General features: G+C 63.9%; 18 protein-coding genes. 8 read left to right on the top strand and 10 right to left on the bottom strand.

Annotation, left to right across the window (positions count from 1 at the left end; all coding sequences use genetic code 11):
• Positions 1-107: 107 nt before the first annotated feature.
• The 3 genes from HOLFODRAFT_RS0214690 to hemN all read right to left on the bottom strand — a co-directional run bounded on the left by HOLFODRAFT_RS0214690 (position 108) and on the right by hemN (position 3,500).
• Complete coding sequence (locus tag HOLFODRAFT_RS0214690; RefSeq protein ID WP_005034426.1) at positions 108-1,322, bottom strand: hypothetical protein; 1,215 nt, start codon at positions 1,320-1,322, stop codon at positions 108-110.
• Between the two features lie 264 nt (positions 1,323-1,586).
• Positions 1,587-1,871: a hypothetical protein gene (locus HOLFODRAFT_RS24615; RefSeq protein WP_148300464.1), complete on the bottom strand. Its 285-nt coding sequence runs from the start codon at positions 1,869-1,871 to the stop codon at positions 1,587-1,589.
• A gap of 258 nt (positions 1,872-2,129) precedes the next feature.
• The gene (gene hemN / locus HOLFODRAFT_RS0214695) at positions 2,130-3,500 is read right to left on the bottom strand and encodes an oxygen-independent coproporphyrinogen III oxidase (protein ID WP_005034428.1); all 1,371 of its coding nucleotides are present in this window, start codon (positions 3,498-3,500) and stop codon (positions 2,130-2,132) included.
• A 164-nt stretch (positions 3,501-3,664) separates the two neighbouring features.
• Between hemN and HOLFODRAFT_RS0214700 the strand changes: the two genes are divergently transcribed.
• Positions 3,665-4,990, top strand: coding sequence for a multiheme c-type cytochrome (locus HOLFODRAFT_RS0214700; protein WP_005034430.1), 1,326 nt, complete (start codon positions 3,665-3,667; stop codon positions 4,988-4,990).
• A gap of 10 nt (positions 4,991-5,000) precedes the next feature.
• Here HOLFODRAFT_RS0214700 and hemE read toward each other — a convergent pair whose 3' ends face one another.
• The 7 genes from hemE to HOLFODRAFT_RS0214735 all read right to left on the bottom strand — a co-directional run bounded on the left by hemE (position 5,001) and on the right by HOLFODRAFT_RS0214735 (position 11,353).
• Positions 5,001-5,993, bottom strand: coding sequence for a uroporphyrinogen decarboxylase (hemE, locus tag HOLFODRAFT_RS0214705; RefSeq protein WP_005034431.1), 993 nt, complete (start codon positions 5,991-5,993; stop codon positions 5,001-5,003).
• 66 nt (positions 5,994-6,059) lie between these two features.
• Positions 6,060-6,299, bottom strand: coding sequence for a hypothetical protein (locus HOLFODRAFT_RS0214710; RefSeq protein WP_005034434.1), 240 nt, complete (start codon positions 6,297-6,299; stop codon positions 6,060-6,062).
• A 49-nt stretch (positions 6,300-6,348) separates the two neighbouring features.
• Entirely contained in the window at positions 6,349-7,602 is a 1,254-nt protein-coding gene (hemL, locus tag HOLFODRAFT_RS0214715) for a glutamate-1-semialdehyde 2,1-aminomutase (RefSeq protein WP_005034436.1), read from the bottom strand.
• A 60-nt stretch (positions 7,603-7,662) separates the two neighbouring features.
• Entirely contained in the window at positions 7,663-8,631 is a 969-nt protein-coding gene (hemB, locus tag HOLFODRAFT_RS0214720) for a porphobilinogen synthase (RefSeq protein ID WP_005034437.1), read from the bottom strand.
• Between the two features lie 9 nt (positions 8,632-8,640).
• On the bottom strand, positions 8,641-9,306 hold the full coding sequence (locus tag HOLFODRAFT_RS0214725; protein ID WP_005034440.1) for a uroporphyrinogen-III synthase: 666 nt from the start codon (positions 9,304-9,306) through the stop codon (positions 8,641-8,643).
• Positions 9,294-10,187 (bottom strand): hydroxymethylbilane synthase, encoded by an 894-nt coding sequence (gene hemC, locus HOLFODRAFT_RS0214730; RefSeq protein ID WP_005034443.1) that lies wholly within the window; start codon positions 10,185-10,187, stop codon positions 9,294-9,296. Before hemC ends, HOLFODRAFT_RS0214725 begins: the two co-directional genes overlap by 13 nt.
• Positions 10,184-11,353, bottom strand: coding sequence for a glutamyl-tRNA reductase (locus HOLFODRAFT_RS0214735; RefSeq protein ID WP_005034445.1), 1,170 nt, complete (start codon positions 11,351-11,353; stop codon positions 10,184-10,186). Before HOLFODRAFT_RS0214735 ends, hemC begins: the two co-directional genes overlap by 4 nt.
• A 132-nt stretch (positions 11,354-11,485) precedes the next feature.
• Between HOLFODRAFT_RS0214735 and HOLFODRAFT_RS0214740 the strand changes: the two genes are divergently transcribed.
• The 7 genes from HOLFODRAFT_RS0214740 to HOLFODRAFT_RS21580 all read left to right on the top strand — a co-directional run bounded on the left by HOLFODRAFT_RS0214740 (position 11,486) and on the right by HOLFODRAFT_RS21580 (position 20,820).
• Entirely contained in the window at positions 11,486-12,208 is a 723-nt protein-coding gene (locus HOLFODRAFT_RS0214740; protein ID WP_005034446.1) for a LytR/AlgR family response regulator transcription factor, read from the top strand.
• 189 nt (positions 12,209-12,397) lie between these two features.
• Entirely contained in the window at positions 12,398-12,730 is a 333-nt protein-coding gene (locus HOLFODRAFT_RS0214745; RefSeq protein ID WP_148300466.1) for a DNA-binding transcriptional response regulator, read from the top strand.
• Positions 12,731-12,812: 82 nt separating this feature from the next.
• Complete coding sequence (locus HOLFODRAFT_RS0214750; RefSeq protein WP_148300467.1) at positions 12,813-14,240, top strand: hypothetical protein; 1,428 nt, start codon at positions 12,813-12,815, stop codon at positions 14,238-14,240.
• Between the two features lie 68 nt (positions 14,241-14,308).
• Entirely contained in the window at positions 14,309-14,836 is a 528-nt protein-coding gene (locus tag HOLFODRAFT_RS0214755; RefSeq protein ID WP_005034452.1) for a hemerythrin domain-containing protein, read from the top strand.
• 163 nt (positions 14,837-14,999) lie between these two features.
• Positions 15,000-15,473, top strand: a complete 474-nt coding sequence (gene nuoE, locus HOLFODRAFT_RS0214760) for an NADH-quinone oxidoreductase subunit NuoE (RefSeq protein ID WP_005034454.1) — start codon at positions 15,000-15,002, stop codon at positions 15,471-15,473.
• Positions 15,474-15,502: 29 nt separating this feature from the next.
• Positions 15,503-17,269 (top strand): NADH-quinone oxidoreductase subunit NuoF, encoded by a 1,767-nt coding sequence (locus HOLFODRAFT_RS0214765; protein ID WP_005034456.1) that lies wholly within the window; start codon positions 15,503-15,505, stop codon positions 17,267-17,269.
• A gap of 11 nt (positions 17,270-17,280) precedes the next feature.
• Positions 17,281-20,820 (top strand): FAD-dependent oxidoreductase, encoded by a 3,540-nt coding sequence (locus tag HOLFODRAFT_RS21580; RefSeq protein WP_005034458.1) that lies wholly within the window; start codon positions 17,281-17,283, stop codon positions 20,818-20,820.
• Positions 20,821-21,024: the final 204 nt, after the last annotated feature.

Here is a 21,024-nt window from a genome sequence, read left to right on the forward strand (position 1 = left end):
AATTCTATGCTGCCCCAAGGGATGGTGCCGATAGAGAAAGGGGACCCACCCAGGCCCCCTTCCTACTGCGAATAACCTAGTGAACGGTGCTATTCGTGCGTCACCTCCTAGAAGAGATAGAAGATCTGGGCACTGAAGTAGTTTTTGGTGTCATCGGTGCGGAGGGAGCCGCCGACGTTGTGCGTGCTCAGGCACTGGAGGGCGCTCATATCCTTCACCTTCATCATCCCGTAGGCGGCCTTCAGGATCGTGCGGGGCAGCAGGGTGATTTCGCCGGAGATCTCAATGCCCTTGCAGTTGTCCATGATGCCGCCGGCTGAAGGGGTCATCCAGTTGAAGGGATTGTTGACGAGCAGGGGATTGCACATGCCCATGGCATCGAATCCGGCATCCGCATTGCGATACTGGATCTGGAAGCCGCCGGTGCCCGGCATGAAGGGGTGGGCCCCCAGGACCTTGGCGCTCGCGATGAAGGCCGCGGGTTCTTTGGCTTCGCCGATAGGCTGGTAATAGGCATTGAGCGGCGTATTCAGGTTCTTGGCGCCATCCGCCTTGTTTTTGCCGTATTCACCCATGACGGTGAACCAGGGGATGTTGTTGGATACGTAGCGGTACTCGGCTCCAGCCTTGTAGGCCTTGTAGAGATTGGCGTTGCCATCGCTGGTGACATCGGCGAAGTAGGAGAGGGACACTGTCAGGCCCTTGATGGGCATGATCTTTAGATCACCGGAGGCGAAGGTCATGTGTCCGTTCAGGCCGTCCGGATACTCCTGGGCGCTATGGACGTTGCCGAACTTGGTGACGTAGGCTTGACCCTTGACCAGTTCGTTGCCCACGGAGACGTGGATGCCGTCCATGAAGGGGGCGCCAGCGATCATGCCCAGGCCAGTGTCCGAAAGAAAGCGACCCACGGCGACTTCGGCAGGTCCGAACTTGGCGGCCACATAAGCTTCGTAGATGGCGAGATTGGTCCTGGTGGTGCGCCCACCCAGGCTCCGGGCAACGGCGGCACCATGGAAGCGGGTGTGGCCATCGAACTGGTTGTCAATATTCAACCAGAGCAGGGTCTCGGTCTGGCTCTTGCCATCGATGCCCGCATTGCCCTCGGTGGAGGGGTCGGAGACGTAGCCGGTATCGGGGGTATGGTCGCCATTGGTGTCGATGGTCATCGTGTCTTCGGCAAGGGCCTCTGGATTCTTGATCCACTCGTACCGGTACTGCAGGAAGCCCGTGAACTTCAGGCCCGGTGCCTCGGCAGGAGCTGCTGCATAGCCAGCGGTGGTGAACGCAAGGGCGCTCAGGAACGCGTAGGTTTTTTTCATGGTGTCCTCATAGGGTTGGGTTGAGAGCAAGGCGCTTCGCCTTGCGGGGTGGGTGGAATGATAGGTAGACCTTTCCTAAACCATTTAAAAGGCACGTTAGGTGAGGCCGCGAGACAGTTGGTAGGAAAAATATGGATTAATGGGATCAGTCTAAGGCTTATATTTGGTATTGACTACTTTAAACTTTTTTATGGATGTATAAAATAGTTTGATGGATTTCCGATTCCGCCGCTGTGCCCCTGTCAAAAGCGAAGTGTTTCTGATTTATCTTAATTGAATGATAATCATGTACTTACTTTTGATTATCATCAGCTGCTGTGGTGTCCCGTTGATATGTGGACCTTGCAAAGCAGCTCTGATACGCATTCGCAAACAAAAGAATAAATAGTCGTTCAGTTCGGGGCGGTGAATCGCGCTTTCTTCGAGGAAAGAAGCAAAAGCAGTTTCATCCACAGATGCAGGGGATGGACACCGATCAAAGAAGTCCACCTGGGCGCCTGGGGCTGGTTCAGCAAGGGAGAGGGAGGCAGAGGCACGCGTGCGTGCCATCGCCTCCCTCTCCCTTGCTGAACGCGGGCGGCTTCGCCGTCCGCCCCCGCGTTGCGGGGTAGACCCAGGTGCCCCGCCAGCAGACCATTTCTTTATCGGTGTGCATCTGTGTGCATCTGTGGACGGTTCTGCTTTTGCAATGGCTCCGTTCCTGGCGGGCCTGCATCCTCGCCTGGACTTTGAGCACCAGGGATTCCAGGCATGAACTGACAGCGACTGTCGCCGTGTCTCGCCTTCGGCGGCTGGGCCGGGGAAACCCTATACCGTTCTGGAGAATTCGGTTCCTGATGCGAGGCGCTTCATGTAGGCGTCGAAGGGCATGGCCATGTTCCGGACGAAGCGCTTGCCCAGTTCGGTGACGAAGACCCCTTCCTCCGTGACCCGGACGGTGCCGTAGGGCTCCTCGGCCCGAAGCTCCTCGATGGCCTCCCTGAAAAGGGATGGACCGTCCACGCCCCAGCGTTCCAGAAGCTCCTTCCAACGCAGCTCGAAGCTGCCCATGAGGTGGTGGATCACCCAGCGGCGCATGAGGTCGTCCTGGGAGAGGCGGTGTCCCTTGTGGACGGCGAAGCGGCCCTCCTTGACTGCCCGCTCCCAGCGGATCAGGACCTTCTCGTTCTGGGCATAGACCCCGGCCAGGTTGGAGATGGCGCTGGGGCCCAGCCCCAGGCTGTCGCTGCCGGCCTGGACGGCGTAGCCCATGAAGTTGCGGATCAGGCGGCCCTCCCGGACGGCCTTGGCCAGGGGGTCATCGGGCCGGGCGAAGTGATCCATGCCGATGGCCACGTAGCCGTTGGCCTCCAGGATCTCCGTGGCCATGAGCAGCAGCTCAAGGCGGAGTTCCGGCGGGGGCAGGGTCTCCAACGGGATGCTCTTCTGGTGGGGGAGCATCTTGGGGAGGTAGGCGAAGCCGTAGATGGCCATGCGGTCCGGCCTCAGCTCCAGGGTGGATTCCAGGGTCCGGCGGAAGGTCCCCCGGGTCTGGCCTGGCAGTCCGTAGACCAGATCCAGGTTGATGCCCTCGAAGCCTAGTTCTCGGGCCTGTTGGACGGTGCCCAGGGTCTGCCCCCAGGTCTGCCCCCGGGTGATGAGGGCCTGGACCCGCTCGTCCAGGTCCTGGACGCCGAAGGAGACCCGGTTGAAGCCCAGGCGGCGCAGGGTGGGGAGCTGGTCCGGCTCCAGGAAGGTGGGGTCCACCTCGATGGCCACCTCGGCCCCGGGCAGGAGCTGGAAGTGCCGCGTGACAGCCCGGAAGGCCCGCTCCAGCTCTGGGCTCTTGAGGAAGGTCGGGGTGCCCCCGCCCCAATGGAGCTGGATGGCCTGGCGGCGTAGTGGCAGGCGCTCCGCCCAGAGCCCGACTTCGGCCTCCAGGGCTTGGAGGTAGGGTTCCACCGGCGTGTAGCGGGGGCTCATGATCGCGTTGCAGCCGCAGTAGGCGCACTTGCGGTGGCAGAAGGGCAGGTGGACGTAGATGGAGAGAGGAGCCGACTCCCCGTTGGCCCGTTCCAGGGCTGCCAGGAGTTCGGATTCGGGGAATCCGTCCTGCCACACCGGGGGCATGGGGTAGCCCGTGTAGCGCGGGCCTGGGCGGTCATAGTGCTTGACGAGATCGGAGAGGGGCAGGGGCATGGGGCACGCAGGGTTGGTGGATCTTCAATAGGATCGCACGAAGCTAAGCCCTGCAGGGGTCCCAGGAGCTCCTGAACGCCGGAGTACCCGCTCTCCCTTGTCGATTGATGGGAAAAGACGCACCTTTGGCTGGGCACCTCGGTGGGGCCATGGACGGAGGGGGCATGGGCAGGAACCTGATCCGTTTGACCCTGGCCGGGGTATTGGTGGTCGCCCTGGGGCTGACCCATTGCGGAGGTGGCGGTAGGTCCAGCCCAACGTCGAGTCCCGAGACTTATGTGGTTTTCGCCTGGAACGACCTGGGGATGCACTGCCTGAATCCCACCTATGACCAGGCGGTCATCCTGCCGCCCTACAACACGGTCTGGGCCCAGGTGGTCCGGAAGGGCAATCCCCCCCAGGTGGTCACCTCGGGCATTTCTGTCAGCTATAGCATCCTCAACAACACCCGTTCCGCCGACAAGCGGAGCTATGGCCAGTTCTGGACAAACTGCCTGAAGCTCTTCGGCATCACCCTTGTGGCTGACACGGGGTTGAACCTGGAAGACCCGGCCCTCCATAACGGCCTTTCCGGCGCGATGGTCCTGAAGGGGGACCATTTCCAGGTGAACGGGATTCCTGTCACCCCCGTCAATGACTCCGGAGTGTGGAGCCCATACCAGGTGGCTCAGATCACGGTGAAGGATGCCGCAGGCAATACCGTGGCCCAGACCCGAGCCACGGTGCCCACCTCTGATGAGATCAACTGCGCTAAGTGCCATGGGGCCAATGCCATGGCGGATGTCCTGTCCAGACACGACGCAGCCATGCCCCTCCATCTTGCCGACAATGCGCCGGTGCTCTGTGCCTCATGCCACGGCAGTCCGGCTCTCGGGACCAGCGGGGCCGGATATTCCGGCAAGTACCTTTCCGAGGCCATCCATGGCTACCATGCGGACAAGGCCGGGATCACATGCTACGACTGCCACCCCGGGGCCACCACCCAGTGCAACCGGAGCCTTCGCCACACCGACTCCGATGGCAACTGTGTGGCCTGTCACGGGGACATGGCCCAGGTGGCCAGTTCCATCACCTCGGGCGGCCGCATTCCCTGGGCCAGCGAACCCCAGTGCGCGACCTGCCACAACGCCACCGTCGCCATTTCGGAGGTGGATACCGGAGCCACCCTCTACCGGAATGCCCGGGGGCACGGTGGCCTAGGCTGTGCGGCCTGTCATGGAAGTCCCCATGCCATGGCGCCCAGTCGGGAATCCAGTGATAACTACCAGATGAACCAATATATGGGATCGCTGTCGGGAGCCTCGGATCCCCTTCGCTCCATGGGCAGCTGCGGGGTGTGTCACGACAGTTCTAAGCCAGACTCTGCCGCCGATTTCGCAGAGGAACACGGCTCCGGTCGCGCTTCGGCATGCAGCGTCTGCCATACCGGCTTCACGGATGCCGCGACCTCATCCAAATGGCCCCACGCATTCCAGTGGAAGGCCCGGTAAGAGCAGGGGGTCAGCCCGCCTTCACCGCATCGATGACTGCTCCAAGGATCTCCGGATCGGTTTCCGGTGTCAGCCCGTGGCCCAGGTTGAAGATATGGGGGTGCCCCATCATGGATTCGACGATGCGCCGGGCCTTGGCGCAGGCGATCTCCCGTCCCGCCAGGAGGGTTATGGGGTCCAGGTTGCCCTGGAGCACCATGCGGGGGAAGCGCTGCCGGGCCTCCTGGATGGGCACCTGCCAGGGCACCGCCAGACCCTCGCAGGAGAGGGACTCCAGAGCCTGGGGGAGATGGCCTGAGCGTGCGAAGAAGAGCTTGGGGGCGCCTGTCACCTGGGAGAGGGTGCGCTCCACGGCGGGGAGGCTGAAGCGGGCGTAGTCCTCGGGGTCCAGTTCCCCGGCCCAGGTGTCGAAGAGTTGCACCCCCTCGGCACCGGCACCGATGTGCAGGTTCAGAAGACGGGCGGCGGCATCCGCGAGCTTGTCGAGCCAGGCCTGGGCCTTGACGGGTTCGGCGTGGAGAAAGGCCTTGGCCCTGGACCAGGTCTTGGAGCCCTTGCCCTCGATGCCGTAGGCCAGGAGGGTCCAGGGGGCCCCGGCGAAGCCCAGCATGGTGGCGTGGGGGGGGAGCTGGGCCTTCACCTTGCGGATGGCGGCCTGGACCGGCTCGAAGATCCGTTCGTCCAGGGGCTGGTCCAGGTCGATCTGGTCCAGGGTGCGGGCCAGCCTGGGGCCGCCCTCGGGGATGGTCACCCCGCAGCCCAGGGCATCCAGGATCACCAGGATGTCACTGAAGATGATGGCGCCATCGAGCTTGGGGAAGCGCCGCAGGGGCTGGAGGGTCACCTCCGCCGCCAGATCGCTATCGTTCAGCAGCTCCTCGAAGGATGCCTTGGCCCGGATGGCCCGGTACTCCGGAAGGAAGCGCCCCGCCTGGCGCATGAACCAGACCGGGGGAGGGGCCAGGGCTTCGCCATGGAGGACCTGGAGGAGGGGCTGAGGCATGAACGCTCCAAAACAAAACCACGAAGCACACGGACTGCGTGTGCTTCGTGGCGATCTTTTCCGCGACTACTCTTCGACGGCGAAGTTGATCGGTCCGGTGGCGCCGAGGATCTCGCCCTGGGGGATGGCCATGCCGGTGCGGCGTTCGGCCTTGTGGACCACGCGCCAGGATCCGCCACGCTTGGCGGCTTCAAGCTGGGCGGCCTTGGCGGCCCGCTTGCTGTCCCGGTGGGCCACCTGGATGACGAGGTAGGATCCCTCGGTATCGGTGCCGCTTTCCAGGCCAAAGGTGAAGATACGGGTCATGGATGCTCCTTGCGAAACGTTCAGTATACGGTCTGCCCCGCTCGGGGGCCTACCACTGGGCGGCGATCTTCTCCACGGCCCGCTCGAAGTGGGTGAATTCCGCATCGCCGTGGGCGGTGGACAGGAAGGCCACCTCGTAGCCGCTGGGGGCCAGGTAGACCTCCTCTTCCAGCATCAGCTTGTGGAGGCGGCTGAACTGGGCGATGGCGCCGGATTCCACCCGGTCGGCCCGCTTGACCTCCGGCTGGAAGAGGGGCCAGATGAGGCTGGCGATCCGGGGGGCGTGGAGGCCGGGGATCTTCTCGAAGGTCTTGGCCCAGCGTTCGCTCTTGGCCTCAAGGTCCCGATAGACCCCGGGGGTCAGGCGCTGGAGGGTCGCCAGACCCGCGGCCATGGCGACGGGGTTGCCCGAGAGGGTTCCGGCCTGGTAGACCGGACCGTCGGGGCTCACCATCCCCATGATGTCCTTGCGCCCGCCGTAGAGGCCCACGGGCATGCCGCCCCCGATGATCTTGCCGAAGGTCACCATGTCCGGGGTGATCCCGAAGAGTTCCGCTGCGCCGCCCGGGGCCACCCGGAAGCCGCTGATGACTTCGTCGAAGATGAGCACGGTGCCGTACTTGGTGCACAGCTCCCGCAGGCGCTGGAGGAAGGAGCGGTCCTGGAGCAGCAGGCCGTTGTTGGCGGGGATGGGCTCGATGATGGCGGCGGCCAGATCACTTCCATGCTTGGCAAAGGTGGCCTCCAGGGCCTCCGGATCGTCCAGGCTCAGCACCAGGGTCAGGTCGGCGAAGGCCTTGGGCACGCCAGCGCTGGTGGGCTCCCCGAAGGTGGCCAGTCCCGAGCCGGCCTTCACTAGCAGGGAATCGCTGTGGCCGTGGTAGCAGCCGTCGAACTTGAGGATGAGGTCCCGCTTCGTGAATCCCCGGGCGGCCCGAAGGGCGGACATCACCGCCTCGGTGCCGCTGGAGACGAAGCGCATCTTTTCGATGTAGGGCACCATTTCCTTGATGCGCCGGGCCAGGGCCAGTTCGCGCCGGGAGGGGGCGCCGAAGGTCAGGCCCTCCCGCATGGTCTCGGCGACGATCGCCAGGATCTCCTTGTTGGCGTGGCCGTGGATCAGGGGGCCCCAGGACATGCAGAGGTCCAGGTAGCGGGTGTCGTCCTCGTCCTCGAACCAGGCGCCCCATGCCTTTTTGAAGAACTTGGGGTGGCCTCCCACGGACTTGAAGGCCCGGACAGGGGAGGAGACGCCACCTGGAAAGTGGGTCAGAGCTTCGGCAAACAGGGCATCGTTTGGCATGGATAACTCGCTGGTAATTTTAATTATTGTAATAAATTTGTGAATTCCAATGCAAGCGGTCTATGCGGTCCACCCCTTCTGCACGGCCTCCCGGGCGGCGTAGGTGATGATCATGTCGCTTCCGGCCCGGCGCAGGCTGAGGAGCTGTTCGTACAGGAGCTGATCGCCGTTGACCCAGCCGAGCTGGTCCGCGGCCTTGACGCTGCTGAACTCGCTGGAGACGTGGTAGGAACAGATCGGCAGGAGGCAGGCTTCCCGCAGGCGCCAGATCAGGTCCAGGTTGTGGATGCCGGGCTTGACCATGAGGATGTCGGCGCCCTCCTCGATATCCAGCAGGGCGTCCTTGATGCCTTCCCGGGCGTTCCGGGGGTCCATCTGGTAGGTGCGGCGATCGCCGAACTTGGGGCTGGAGTCCGCCGCTTCCCGGAAGGGGCCGTAGTAGGCGCCATTGTGTTTGATGGCGTAGGAGAGGATGGCGGTGTTCTGGAATCCCTCTTCGTCCAGGCGGGCCCGGATGGCGGCCACCCGGCCGTCCATCATGTCCGAGGGGCTCACCACGTCGGCCCCGGCCTGGGCATGGGTGAGGGCCATCTCCGCCAGGATGGCCACGCTGGCATCGTTGACGATCTCGCCGTTCTCCACCACGCCGCAGTGGCCGTGGTCCGTGTAGGCGCAGAGGCAGACGTCCGTCATGACGATCAGATCGTCCCCGAAGGCCTGCTTGAGCGCGCTGATGGTCCGGGGCAGGGAGCCCTTGGGGTCATGGCTATGTTCGGCCAGGGGGCTTTTGGTGTCGGGCACCCCGAAGAGCACCACCGAGCGGAGGCCGAGCTTGAGATCGGCCTCCACCTGCTTCAGGGTGGCCTGGAGGCCAGTGCGGGCGATGCCCGGCAGGCTGGCGATGGGGCTCACGCCCTCCGCATCCTGGACAAAGTAGGGCTGGATGAGGTGGCGGGCCCTCAGATCGGTTTCGGCGACGAGATCCCGGATGGCCTTGGTGCGGCGGAGGCGGCGGGGACGGATGAACATGGCAACTCCTTACACGGATCGAAGCAGGATCTCCAGCGCCGAGGGGCTGGGTTGGCACCAGGCGGTGGCCGGGAAGCCGACCGAGGCGAAGGCCTGGGCGGATCGCTCCCCCCAGGCGAAGCGGAGTATATCCCGGCTCAGGGGGGCCAGGACTTCCGCCTGGAGGGGGCTGAGGGCCAGGACACCCTCCACGCTTGGCAGGGGGGGGACGGGATCCAGGGGGATCTCGCCGTGGCTCAGCCAGGGCGTCAGGTGCCAGGGGGAACCTTCGGCTGCGGCTTCCAGGAAGGCGCGGCTCCGCTCACCCCTCACCAGGAGAAAGGCGCCGCCGGAGGGGAAGCGGGCCTGGAGTTCCGACCAGAGCCCTTCGGCCCGGGGCTCGGCGGGAAGGGTGGGAAGCAGATCCCAGCCCTTCAGGGCCTCGGCGGTGCCGGCTCCCGTCACGAGACAGGGGGTGCCGCCCGGGAGCTGGGAGCGGATGGCCCGGGCTCCGGCGGGGCTCAGGATGAGGACGGCATCCCAGGGGCCCGGGGGCGGGGGTTCCGGAGTGGGGGACATGGTGGTGCAGGAGTAGGCCACCGGCGTCCAGCCAGCCGCCCGGACGCACTCGGAGAGGGGGTGGTCCCCGGGACGGGCCAGGGCAAGGCGTCGGAAGCTCGGTTTCAGTGGGCCCATGTCAGGCCTTCGGCCCGGAACTGGGCGAGGACACTGCCCAGGGCCTCGTCGGGTTCTCCCTCTGCCTGGGCATGCACCACGCGATCCTCCTGGGCGAAGGCGGCCCGGAGGCGTACCCGGCCGCCTTCGAGCACTTCGGCCAGGGCACCCAGGGGCTGCTGGCAGCCGCCGCCGAGTCCTGCAAGCACCCGGCGCTCCAGATCCACGCAAAGGGCCGTGTCGCTGTGGTGCAGGGGCCGCAGGGCCTCGACGATATCGGGGCGGTCCGCGCGGGTCTCGGCCAGCAGGGCGCCCTGTCCCGGGGCCGGAAGGAGCTCTTCGGGGCTCAGGGGACGCACCTCCAGCCCCGAAAGATCCAGGGCCAGCCGCTTGACGCCGGCGGCGGCCAGGAGGGTGCCGTGGAGGGGTTCCTCCCGCAGGATGCCGTCCCGGACCCGCTGGAGTCGTGTGGGGACATTTCCCCGGATCCAGGTGAAGCGGGCCTGGGGCATGGCCTGGCGGAGCATCCGTTCCCGGCGTACGGCACTGGTGCCCAGGGTGGGGTGCTCGGGGCGGTCTGGGCGGAGGATCAGGAGATCGAAGGGGTCCTCCCGCAGGGGGATGCAGGCCCGAAGGGTTCCCGCCGGGCGCTCCATGGAGACGTCCTTGAGGCTGTGGATCAGGAGATCCACCTCCCGGGCAGCCTGGGCATCCTCCAGTTCCTTGGTGAAGAGGCCCGTGGCTCCGGCCTTCTCCAGGGGGCCCGCCAGCCAGCGGTCCCCGTGGGTGGTGAATTCCTTCCAGATGACCTCATGTCCCTGGGCCTTGAGCCAGTCGACCATGGGACGGGCCTGCCCCATGGCCAGCAGGCTGTTTCGGGTGCCGACGATGATTCGGCTCACTGGTCGTCCTCGTCCTCGGGCGATTCCTCACCGGTGGCCCGGGGTTCGCTCTGGGCCAGGGCCCGGAAGGCCAGGGTGCGGCCCCGGCGCAGGATGGCCTGGAGGGCCAGGGCCTGGTCGGGAAGCAGTTCCGCCAGGGGGCCCTCCGCCGCTTCGGCGTTCAGGGCCTCCCAGGCGATGCTGAGGCGTTCGTGTGCCATGGCCCGCCGCCGCTTGGCCGCCCGCTTGCGGGCGCGGCCCCTCAGGCGCTCCACGCCATCGTTCAGGAAGGGGTCGGCCTGACGGGCCGCTTCCTTGCGGTGACGCTTGGCCTGTTCGGTCTCCTCCAGGCAGTTGCCCAGATTGAGGCGCTGCACCCAGGGGAGCTGCTCCAGGCTGGGCTCCGAATCCGGGGGGAGGGCCAGATCGAGGATCAGCAACCGGTTCTCGCGTTCGCAGTGCTGCCAGGCGGCTCGCGTAAAGATGGGCTCAGGACTGGCGGTGGCCGTCACCAGACAGTCATAGGTGCCGGGATCGCGCTGGATGAGGTCCAGGGGGACCACCGGAAGCCCGAGGGGATCTGCCATCTCGTGGGCCCTGGAAAGGCTCCGGTTGGTGACGGTGACCCGGTAGCCCCGCTCCGGGAGTCGGGCGGCCAGGTACTGGGTCATGGGGCCGACGCCCACCAGCAGGACGTGTCCCGAGGTGTCCAGGAATCGCTCGACGTGCTTCAATGCCACGGTGGCGACGCTAGCCTGGCCGTGGTCCAGCCCGATGCGGGAACGGAGACGATGGGCTTCCCGGAGGATGTCCTCCAGGGCCGACAGGGCTTCCTCCCCGGCGGTGCCCGCGTCCAGGGCGGTGTCCAGGGCGGTCCGGATCTGCCCGGGGATCTCCCGGTCCCCGACATTGGCGCTCTCCAGGCCCGAGGCGAGGGAGAGGAGGTGCAGCCAGGCGGCATCGCCCGTGAGCTTCATGACCTCCGGTGCCAGGGAGAGACCCTGGACATCCCCTTCCCAGAGCATCCACAGGACACGCTGGCAGGTACAGAGGTAGACCAGTTCACGGGCTCCGGTTTTCCGCTGCCACTCCTTCAGCTTCTCGGGAAGGCCTTCAGATACAACATGCTCGCCGACCTGCTCCAGGGGATGGTGGGGAGCGCAAAACATATAAAGCGTGGGTTCCATGATGCTCCGGAGCCTTCAAGGTACGGCCCCTAATCATACAAGGATCCGGGAGCTGTGGAACGCTGTAAACGCCCTCATCCGGCGGCTTGAACACATACTGCTATGCTTGTGCCAACCTCACAGGCAGGGATGATGGATTCCAGGATTCGGGTGGCCATTGCGGATGACGAGCCCCTGGCTCTGATGCGTTTGGCGCGTCTCCTGGAGCGGGGTGGTTGCGAGGTGCTGGCTCAGTTCCGGGATGGGATGGCCATGGTGGACTGGCTCAAGGATCATCCACTGCCGGACTGCCTCTTTCTTGATGTCAAGATGCCAGGAGCCACTGGGCTCGATATCCTGGCGGAGTTCCAGGAGCGGGTGCCCATCGTGCTGGTCACCAGCAATTCGGAATTCGCTGTTTCCGCCTTCGATTTCGCCGCAGCGGACTTTCTGCTCAAGCCGGTGGAGGAAGCCAGGCTGGCCAAGACCTTGGAACGGCTTCGTCGACGGACCCTGGGGCGGAGCGCCCTGCCTGCGCTTTCCACCCCCACTAAGATCGCTGTGATCGCCGGGAAGGGCACGGTCCTCCTGGAACTGGCCAAGATCAGTCACTTCGAGATCGAAGGGGGGAATGTCTTTGTCTGTGCCTCCCATGGGCGCTTCCTGACCCGCTGGCGCTCTTTGATGCAGGTGGAAGCCGCTCTTCCGCTGCTTTCTCTGGTGCGGCTCAACCGGACCATCACGGTGCGCCCCGAATCCGTGCGCGGCCTCCGGGTGCTCCCCTATGGCCGGCGCATGGTGCTTCTGGCGGACGGTCAGGAATATGCCGCCAGCCGGAAGGGGAGCCAGGATCTGGCGATGCGTCTGGGGTTGTAGACCTAAGTTGTCCCTCTTGGGGCGCTCCGTGACGAAGGTGTGTCATTCCCTGTGGAAGATCTGTCATTCCCTGTCGGGCAGCAGGTGCTTCGAGGGGGGAAATGTACCTTTTCGTAGAGGACTTAGTGTAAAAACGCATCCATTTAATGAGTTTTGCATATGCAAAGAGGTGTTCCAAAGAAGGCTCTGTTGGTGGATGGTCCAGACGATCGTCGGGTCTTCCGTCGCTTCCTTCAGCTCCATGGCTTTGAAATCCAGGAGTGCGACACCCTTGAGGAGGCGATCTCAATGGTGCCTGAGTTCCTCCCGGATCTGGTGGTCACCGATCTGTCGCGAGCCACGGATCCTGCCTTGGGTCGATGCCGGAGCCTGATCGGTGATCTGCCTGTTCTCTTTCACGGGGGGCTCTTCTCGGAATGGGAGGCCAGCGGTCGGGTGCAGGCCAGCAAGTCGGCCTTTCTGGCCCGCCCATTCTCCCTGCTGGACTTCCATCTCACGATCCAGGGGCTTCTGAAATCCTGATATTCAGTGGAAGCTGCTTTCCCGCCGAAAACGGGGCATGGTCAATCATCGGATAGATCCATCCTCCAGCCGCAGTACCAGCTTGTCTCTGGTGGCAGTATGCCTTCTGGGGGCACTGCTGGCCGGGGGAGGGCTGTCGCTATTCGGCTCCATGGGGGGCTTCGAACGTTCGGAATTCGCGGTGCCCAGCCGGATGGTGAACCAGATCACGGCGGTGGTGGTGACCAGCATCGCCCTGATCATCCCCCTGACGGCCAATCTTTACTCCCCGAAGCTCGTGAAGCTCTATGTGGCTCATCCCATCATCGTCTCAGGGCTTTCGGTGCTTCTGTTCACCCACTTGCTCCTGCTGGGGGCGGTTTTCGTTCCAAGGGGCCTTCCCGTCTTCCGTGCATACACGGCAGTGATGGCCTTCTTCCTGTTCCTGGTGCTGGCGGGAACCCTGCCGTTCCTTTATGGTCTGAGCCAGTTCCTGAGACCGAGCTTCTTCATGCCCATGCTCACCCGGAAGGCCATCCGCTGTCTGGGACAAGTCCTGCGGGGCCGGAAGGTGGAGGCGAATTCCAGGGATCTGTTCGAATTCACGGATGTGGCTGCCAACATCGCCCTCACGGGCATGGCCAGGGGGGACAGGCAGCTGGTGCTGCTCTCCATCCAGTCCATTCACTCCATCCTTACTGAGCTGGTGGGCGGCGGGTGCCTCGAACCCTCCCCCTGGCGCCCCCTCCGGCCCCACTTCGTGCCGGGATTGGCGCGGGAAGGGCAGGCTTTCCTTGTGAAGGAATGCCTCTGGCCCGAGGCCTACCTTCTGGCCCAGCTCCTCAAGGTGATGGAGGTGGCCAACAAGCGCCAGCATGAACTGATGGCAGAGCTTGCCAGCCAGTTGGTGGAGAGTGCCGAGCTGGCTTCTGTGCTTGGGCGGGATCAGGTGGTGGAACTTCACATCATGGCGTTCAATTCTCTGCTCCGGGAGTCCATTGAAGAGAAGGATCTGCGGCGATTCCAGAATCTTTCGTACCACTATCGTCTGCTCATCGAGGCCTTCCTGGAGCAGCCGGATCATATGTACCGGGCGGCCGAGCACCTGATTGCATACGGGCGTCTGGCCGAGGAAGTGGGCATGAGCTTCGGGCTCAAGACGGTGGTCTTCGACATGGGTGAACTGGTGCTCAGTCTGGCTCAGCGTCGGGAGGAAGGGGCTGTGGAGCTGGTGCAGCTCTGGGCGGGTCCCCTATGGCAGGAGGCCATTCTGAGCGAGGGGGGGATGCGGATGGTGGGATGGCGCACCCTTGTCAAGGTCTACTGGGAAGCCAAGGCACGGGGGCTGGAATCTCTGGGGGAGGCCCTCTACTGGCGCTACCTCTCGGACGAGACTGTGCACCGGGAGCACGTTGAACTGATCCTGGATGAGGATCGGGAACTGCACGCGGAGTTCAACGACCGTCTGATGCGATTCGCCCACCTCTCCCCGGAGGCCACCGCACTCGCCCTGGCATTCACAGAGGAATGACCCTCCGCCCCTTTCGGTTAATCTGGAAGGAAATAGCTGAAGATGGCTTTTGGCGGCAAGGAGTTCATATGTCCATGGCGGATGCACACAGGGAGGCGGATCGGGCGGCGCTGGACGCTTGGATGGAGGTCCCTGTCGTGGACCTGATCCGCCATCTCATGGAGCACTACCACTGGGAGACCCGTCACGGGATGGCGGAGCTGGAGAACCTGGTGGAAGAGGCGGCGCTCATGGAAGGGCACCACTTTCCCGAACTCCTGGCCATCCGCGATGAGGTTGATCTCTTCTGCAGAGAGATGCGCGACCACCTTCGGATGGAGGAGGCCACCCTGTTTCCGGCCATTCTCGCCAAGGAGCAAGGGCGGGCGTTCCAGATGGACAAGGAGATCATGGAGCCCCTTGAACTCTTCGAGGATGAGCACAATGCCGCCGCGGGGCTGCTGGTCCGGATCCATAAGCTGACGGAGGGCTTCCAGCCACCGGAGTCGGCCCAGGCTCTCCAGAGAAGGCTCTACCATGCCTTCGAGGTGCTGGCGGACAGCCTCATGCAGCACATCTATCTCGAGAACGAGGTTCTCTTCAAACGTGTGCTATAGCTCATAGCTTCCCATTTGCGGAATCGAGAATAAATTCCCTTTTGCAGGTGAATAACATCTTCGATTACCATGGTGAGTGAATAGAGCTTCAATAGGCTAAGTGCGTTGTTTGTGTAGAAAATTTCATCTTGATAATACCGTATGACTACTGGAGGTTTTTGTGATGTCGGTTACATCCTATACTTACTTTGACCTGCAGGCGGTTGAGCCCTGCAGGGGGGATGGCAGTCAGGTCATTCCGCTGCTTCAGGTTGTCCAGGAGAAGCACGGCTACGTGCCTGAAGGCGCCATCAGGGAGATCTGCGAAATCACGGGCACACCCGAGAGCGACATCTTCAGCGTGATCACCTTCTATAAACAGTTCCGGCTTCAGCCACCTGGCAAATACTTGATCAAGGTCTGCGATGGCACCGCCTGCCACGTGATGGGCGCCAGCACCCTGTTGGACGTGCTCTATGACAGCCTGAAGATCGAGACGGGTGACACCACGGCGGACGGTCTCTTCACCATCAGCCCTGTGGCCTGTCTGGGCTGCTGCTCCCTGGCGCCGGTGATCATGGTCAATGACGAGACCTTCGGCGGCCTGACGCCCCAGAAGGTCCGCGTGATCCTCAACGACTACCGGAAGAAGGGCTGATCCAGCTCTCCCTTGTGACGAGGACAATGATGAAAAAGATTGTGGTTGGAATGGGCACCTGTGGCGTCTCTGCCGGGGCCGCCAAGGTGCTTGAAGCCTTCAAGGGCCTGGTGGCCTCCAATGCCGATAAGGCAGAACTGGCTACGACGGGCTGCGTGGGCATGTGCTACCGCGAGCCCCTGGTGGAGATCTGGGAGGGCGATCACCGCACCCTCTACGGCGATATGACCGCCGAGAAGGCCAAGGAGGTCTTCGATGGCCATGTCCTCGGGGGCGTTGAACTTTCCCAGTACGTGGCCCTGAAGGATTACAGCGAGGGGCCCGAATTCTCCTACCTGGACCGTCAGGTGAAGGTCGTGCTGCGGAACTGCGGCTTCATGGATCCTGATTCCGTCGAGGAATATGAGGCCCGGGATGGCTACAAGGCCATCCAGAAGGCCCTGAAGGAGATGACGCCTGCCGACGTGATCCAGACGGTCCTGGACTCCGGCCTCAAGGGGCGGGGCGGTGGCGGCTTCCTCACGGGCATGAAATGGAAGTTCGCTGCCGCCTCCGTCAGCGACACCAAATACATGATCTGCAACGCCGACGAGGGTGATCCCGGGGCCTTCATGGATCGTTCGGTGCTGGAAGGGGACCCCAACTCCGTCATCGAGGGCATGATGCTCGCGGGCTACGCCATCGGCGCCGAGCACGCTTACATCTACTGCCGCGCCGAGTACCCCCTGGCGGTGAAGCGGCTGCGGAGCACCATTGAGAAGCTCAAGGCCAAGGGCTACCTCGGCCACAACATCTTCGGCTCCAGCTTCAGCTTCGAGGTGAAGGTCAAGGAGGGCGCTGGCGCCTTCGTCTGCGGTGAGGAAACGGCCCTCATGGCCTCCATCGAAGGCAAGCGCGGCACACCGCGCCCCCGTCCCCCCTACCCCGCCATCAAGGGGCTCTGGGGCAAGCCCACCAACATCAATAACGTCGAGACCTTCGCCAACGTGCCCTGGATCATCCTCAACGGCGCCGAGAAATACGCCGCCATGGGCACCGAGAAGAGCAAGGGCACCAAGGTCTTCGCCATCGCGGGCAAGGCCAAGCGCACCGGTCTGGTGGAAGTCCCCATGGGCCTCACCATCAAGAACGTGGTCTTCGATGTCTGTGGCGGCATCAAGGACGATCGGCCGTTCAAGGCGGTGCAGATGGGCGGACCCTCCGGCGGCTGCATCCCGGCCTCCCTGGCGGACACCATCATCGACTACGAGCAGATCACCAAGACCGGCGCCATCATGGGCTCCGGTGGCATGGTGGTCATGGACGACACCACCTGCATGGTGGAAATGGCCCGCTTCTTCCTCACCTTCACCCAGCTGGAATCCTGTGGCAAGTGCACCTCCTGCCGCATCGGCACCCTGCGGATGCTGGAGATCCTGGAGGAAATCGTCGCCGGTCGCGGCAAGGAAGAGCACCTGGCGCAGCTCGAGGAGCTGGGGCAGATCATCAAGGGCTCCTCCCAGTGTGGTCTGGGCCAGACCGCCCCCAACCCCGTGCTCACCACCATGAAGTATTTCCGGGACGAGTACGAGGCCCACATCCGCGAGCACCGCTGCCCCGCCCACTCCTGCGGCGCCCTGGTGAAGTTCGTGGTGAACGAGGTCAAGTGCGTGGGCTGCACCCTCTGTGCCCGCCAGTGCCCCGCCAAGTGCATCAGCGGTGAGGCCAAGAAGCCCCACCTGATCGATGAATCCCAGTGCATCAAGTGCGGGAAGTGCTACACCGTCTGTAACTTCAGCGCTATCAGCAAAGTTTGAGGACCGATTCCATGGCCAGTGTCACCTTCAAGCTCAACGGCAAAGAGGTCGTTGCCGACAATTCTAAGACCATCCTTCAGGTCGCTCGGGACAACGGGGTGGATATCCCGACCCTCTGCTACGACCCCCGCCTCCCCCCCTACGGCTCCTGCCTGGTCTGTGTGGTGGAAGTCCGCAACATGGGGCGCACCCTCATGTCCTGCACTACGCCCGTGGGCGAGGGCATGGACATCTGGACGGACAGCGAGTCAGCCCTCAAGGCCCGCAAGTCGGCCCTGGAGATGCTGCTCTCCAACCACTACGCCGACTGCCGTGGGCCCTGCTACGTGAAGTGCCCTGCCAATGTCGATATCCAGGGTTACCTGGCCTTCGCCAATGCCGGGCTCTACAAGGAGGCCCTGGATCTCATCCGTGAGACCAACCCCATGCCCCTCTCCTGCGGCCGCGTCTGTGTGCGCTACTGCGAGGCCAACTGTCGCCGCCAGGATGTGGACTCCCCGGGTGCCATCAACTTCATGAAGCGCTACGTCGCCGACCTGGAATACGATCGCCTGGGCACGCCCGAGCCTGTGCCCAGCAACGGCAAGAAGGTGGCCATCGTGGGTGGCGGTCCTTCGGGCCTCACCTGCGGCTACTATCTCCGCCAGCAGGGCTTCGAGGTCACCATCCTCGACAAGCAGCCCAAGCTGGGCGGCATGCTGCGCTACGGCATCCCCGAGTACCGTCTGCCTCAGGCCGTCCTCGACAAGGAAGTGAAGCAGCTCCTGTCCGGCGGCATCCAGGTCCGCACCGAGGTCAAGCTGGGCCAGGACTTCACCCTGGACAGCCTCAAGGCCGAGGGCTTCGATGCCATCTACCTGGCCCTGGGTTCCTGGGTGGCCAAGGGCATGGGCCTTGAGAACGAGAACCACCCCAATATCCTGCCGGGCATCGTCTTCCTGGAGGGCGTGAAGCGTAACGGTCCCCCGGAGCTGAAGGGCAATGTGGCCATCGTGGGCGGCGGCAACACCGCCATCGACGCGGCCCGCACCGCCCTGCGCTGCGGCGCCGACAAGGTGACGGTCCTCTATCGCCGCACCCGCACCGAGATGCCCGCCGATGATATTGAAGTCGAGGACGCCATCGAGGAGGGCGTGGAGTTCGCCTACCTGACGGCCCCCAACAAGGTGGTGACCGAGGGCGACAAGCTCCTGGGCCTGGAGTGCTATCTGATGGAACTGGGCGAGCCCGACGCCTCGGGGCGCCGCAAGCCCGAGAAGGTCAAGGGCAGCGAATTCCTCTTCAAGGCCGACTGGGTGGTTTCCGCCATCGGTCAGGACCAGGACCTCTCGGGCCTCAAGAACCAGACCCTGGGCGAGATCAAGACCACCAAGTGGAACAGCATTGAGGCCGATCCCGAGACCCTGCTCACCAGTGTGGAAGGGGTCTTCGCCGGGGGTGACGCCATGTCCGGCCCCGCCGCCGCCATCGACGCCATCGCCGCCGGTGGCCGGGCCGCCAAGATCATCGAGAAGTGGTTCAAGACCGGCAAGGTCGAGAAGTTCCAGGCGGGCTTCCTCAGCAAGCGCGCCGTCCTGGAGGTTCCCACCTCCGACTTCTTCGTGGGCTACCAGAAGGCCGAGCGCCCCGAAATGCCCAAGCTGGACCGCCACGAGCGGGCCAAGAACTGGGAGGAGGTGGACCTGGGTGTCACCGCCGACCAGGTGAAGGCCGAGACCAACCGCTGCCTCTCCTGCGGCTGCAACAGCGTCTTCGATTGCGATCTGAAGGTCTTCTCGGGCAACTATGATGTCCAGCAGGAGCACTTCAAGGGCAAGCTCAAGAAGCACAAGATGGATGATCGGCACCCCTACATCATCCTGGATGCCAACAAGTGCATCCTGTGCGGACGCTGCGTGCGCTACTGCGGTGAGCTCATCAATGTCAGCGCCCTGGGCTTCATCGACCGCGGCTACGATACGGTGGTCAAGCCCAGCCTCAACAAGGCCCTGGCCGATACCACCTGCATCTCCTGCGGCAACTGCATCGAGGTCTGCCCCACCGGCGCCATCACCTTCAAGGCGAACCTGGAGAAGCCCGGTCCCTACCGCACCGCTCCCTACCGCTCCGCCTGCTCCTTCTGCGGCGTGGGCTGCGAACTCGACATCAACCACTCCGGGCGCGACTACTTCTTCGTCACCGCCAAGCCCATCGATCCCTTCATCGAAGGGGAACTTTGCGCCAAGGGCCGTTTCGGAACCTACTATGTGGGCTCCAGGGATCGCATTGCCAACCCCGAGCTGAAGGGCAGGGGTAAGGTGGAGATGGGGGCTGCCGCCAGCGCCCTGGCTGCGGGCCTCAAGGCCTTCAATGGCGAGGAGATCCTCTTCCTGGCCTCCCCCCGCATCTCCAACGAGACGGCCTTCCTCTTCGCCTCCCTGGCCAAGCAATTTGGTTCCCGCAATGTCTTCGCGGCGGAGGACCTCCGTCGGCCCTCGCTCCCGGGCGCCATCGCTTCCACCCTGAAGCAGGAGGCCGTGGAGCAGGCAGACCTCATCGTCACCGTGGGCGAGAACGTGGTGACGTACAACCCGGTCTTCGCCTTCAAGGTTCGCCGGGCCCTCACGGCCGGTGCCAAGCTGATCCACGTCGGCCCCGCGGATCTGGCCTGGAAGCGTCTGGCCACCTGCCACATCCCCTGCGCTGCCGGGGAAGAGGCCCAGGTGCTTTCGGCTCTGTCCGGCGCCATTCTCAAGGCCGGTCTCCAGGATGGCGCAAGCGTGGCCACCGCTTCGAACGCCGCCGCCCTTCAGGGCTTCGGCTTCGCGGCTGCTTCGGAGGCCATCGAACGCGCAGCCGCCTTCTTCAAGGACGCTGCCAAGCCAGCCGTGATCGTGAACCGGGATGCCGCTGCCGGGAGCGATGGCTCGGAACTTCAGTGGGCCGCCGATCTGGCACTCCTGACGGGCGCCGGGCTTCTGGTGGTCCGGAACGAGGCCAATGGCCAGGGCTTCCAGGACATCGTCTATGGTGGCGGCTTCGCCTCCAGCGATGATCTGGTCAAGGCCCAGGCTGCCCTGGCTTCCGGCGCCATCAAGGCCGTGGTCCTGCTGGGGGTCGACCCTGAGGCGCTGCCCTGTGCCGAGGCGCTGGCCAAGGTCCCGTTCACCGCCGTCCTCGATCTCTTCGGAACCGAGGCTACGGAGCGCGCCGATGTGCGGGTGCCCCTGAGCCCCCTCGCCGAGGAGGACGGTTCCACCGTTGCCTTCGACGGTCGGGTGATCAAGTTCCGCCGGGCCTTCAAGCCCCTGGCAGGCTTCGACAACGTCAGCTTCCTGGGCGAGGCTCTCCAGGCGACGGGCGGGACCAAGCTGGACCTGACTGGTGTGCGCAGTGCCATTGTGGGATTGCTCCCTCGCTATGCCACCCTCTCCAGCGAGACTCCCAACGTCTACCTGGCTGATGCCGCTCCCAGGGCCTTCTGCCTGGCGCCGATGCTGGGGACTCCGGTCAGCAGCTACGCCTCCGCCACGACCTTCACGCGTCGCTGGGAAAAGACGAATCATCTCTAGACTCTGGTGATTCACATTTCAGGCCCGGATCGCGCCAACGGTCCGGGCCTGAGTCTTTTGGGACCCCGGTCACAAGTTTTTTAGATTTGGCCTTCTCTTCCCTCGTCAGGCGAGCCAAAAAAGTGGCTAGGATAGGGGAGCGGCAAGGTGGGTTGTGCGGAGCGTGTGGCCTTCTTCCGCCTGGACTGGTCTTATCAAGTGCGG

Origin of the sequence: Holophaga foetida DSM 6591, from assembly GCF_000242615.2 — a bacterium.
Taxonomy (GTDB): Bacteria; Acidobacteriota; Holophagae; order Holophagales; family Holophagaceae; genus Holophaga; species Holophaga foetida.

Excerpts from the sequence above, each read along its gene's own strand:
- HOLFODRAFT_RS0214690 (WP_005034426.1), bottom strand. The coding sequence starts at position 1,322 with ATGAAAAAAACCTACGCGTTCCTGAGCGCCCTTGCGTTCACCACCGCT.
- HOLFODRAFT_RS24615 (WP_148300464.1), bottom strand. The coding sequence starts at position 1,871 with ATGGCACGCACGCGTGCCTCTGCCTCCCTCTCCCTTGCTGAACCAGCC.
- hemN (WP_005034428.1), bottom strand. The coding sequence starts at position 3,500 with ATGCCCCTGCCCCTCTCCGATCTCGTCAAGCACTATGACCGCCCAGGC.
- HOLFODRAFT_RS0214700 (WP_005034430.1), top strand. The coding sequence starts at position 3,665 with ATGGGCAGGAACCTGATCCGTTTGACCCTGGCCGGGGTATTGGTGGTC.
- hemE (WP_005034431.1), bottom strand. The coding sequence starts at position 5,993 with ATGCCTCAGCCCCTCCTCCAGGTCCTCCATGGCGAAGCCCTGGCCCCT.
- HOLFODRAFT_RS0214710 (WP_005034434.1), bottom strand. The coding sequence starts at position 6,299 with ATGACCCGTATCTTCACCTTTGGCCTGGAAAGCGGCACCGATACCGAG.
- hemL (WP_005034436.1), bottom strand. The coding sequence starts at position 7,602 with ATGCCAAACGATGCCCTGTTTGCCGAAGCTCTGACCCACTTTCCAGGT.
- hemB (WP_005034437.1), bottom strand. The coding sequence starts at position 8,631 with ATGTTCATCCGTCCCCGCCGCCTCCGCCGCACCAAGGCCATCCGGGAT.
- HOLFODRAFT_RS0214725 (WP_005034440.1), bottom strand. The coding sequence starts at position 9,306 with ATGGGCCCACTGAAACCGAGCTTCCGACGCCTTGCCCTGGCCCGTCCC.
- HOLFODRAFT_RS0214735 (WP_005034445.1), bottom strand. The coding sequence starts at position 11,353 with ATGGAACCCACGCTTTATATGTTTTGCGCTCCCCACCATCCCCTGGAG.
- HOLFODRAFT_RS0214740 (WP_005034446.1), top strand. The coding sequence starts at position 11,486 with ATGGATTCCAGGATTCGGGTGGCCATTGCGGATGACGAGCCCCTGGCT.
- HOLFODRAFT_RS0214755 (WP_005034452.1), top strand. The coding sequence starts at position 14,309 with ATGTCCATGGCGGATGCACACAGGGAGGCGGATCGGGCGGCGCTGGAC.
- nuoE (WP_005034454.1), top strand. The coding sequence starts at position 15,000 with ATGTCGGTTACATCCTATACTTACTTTGACCTGCAGGCGGTTGAGCCC.
- HOLFODRAFT_RS0214765 (WP_005034456.1), top strand. The coding sequence starts at position 15,503 with ATGAAAAAGATTGTGGTTGGAATGGGCACCTGTGGCGTCTCTGCCGGG.
- HOLFODRAFT_RS21580 (WP_005034458.1), top strand. The coding sequence starts at position 17,281 with ATGGCCAGTGTCACCTTCAAGCTCAACGGCAAAGAGGTCGTTGCCGAC.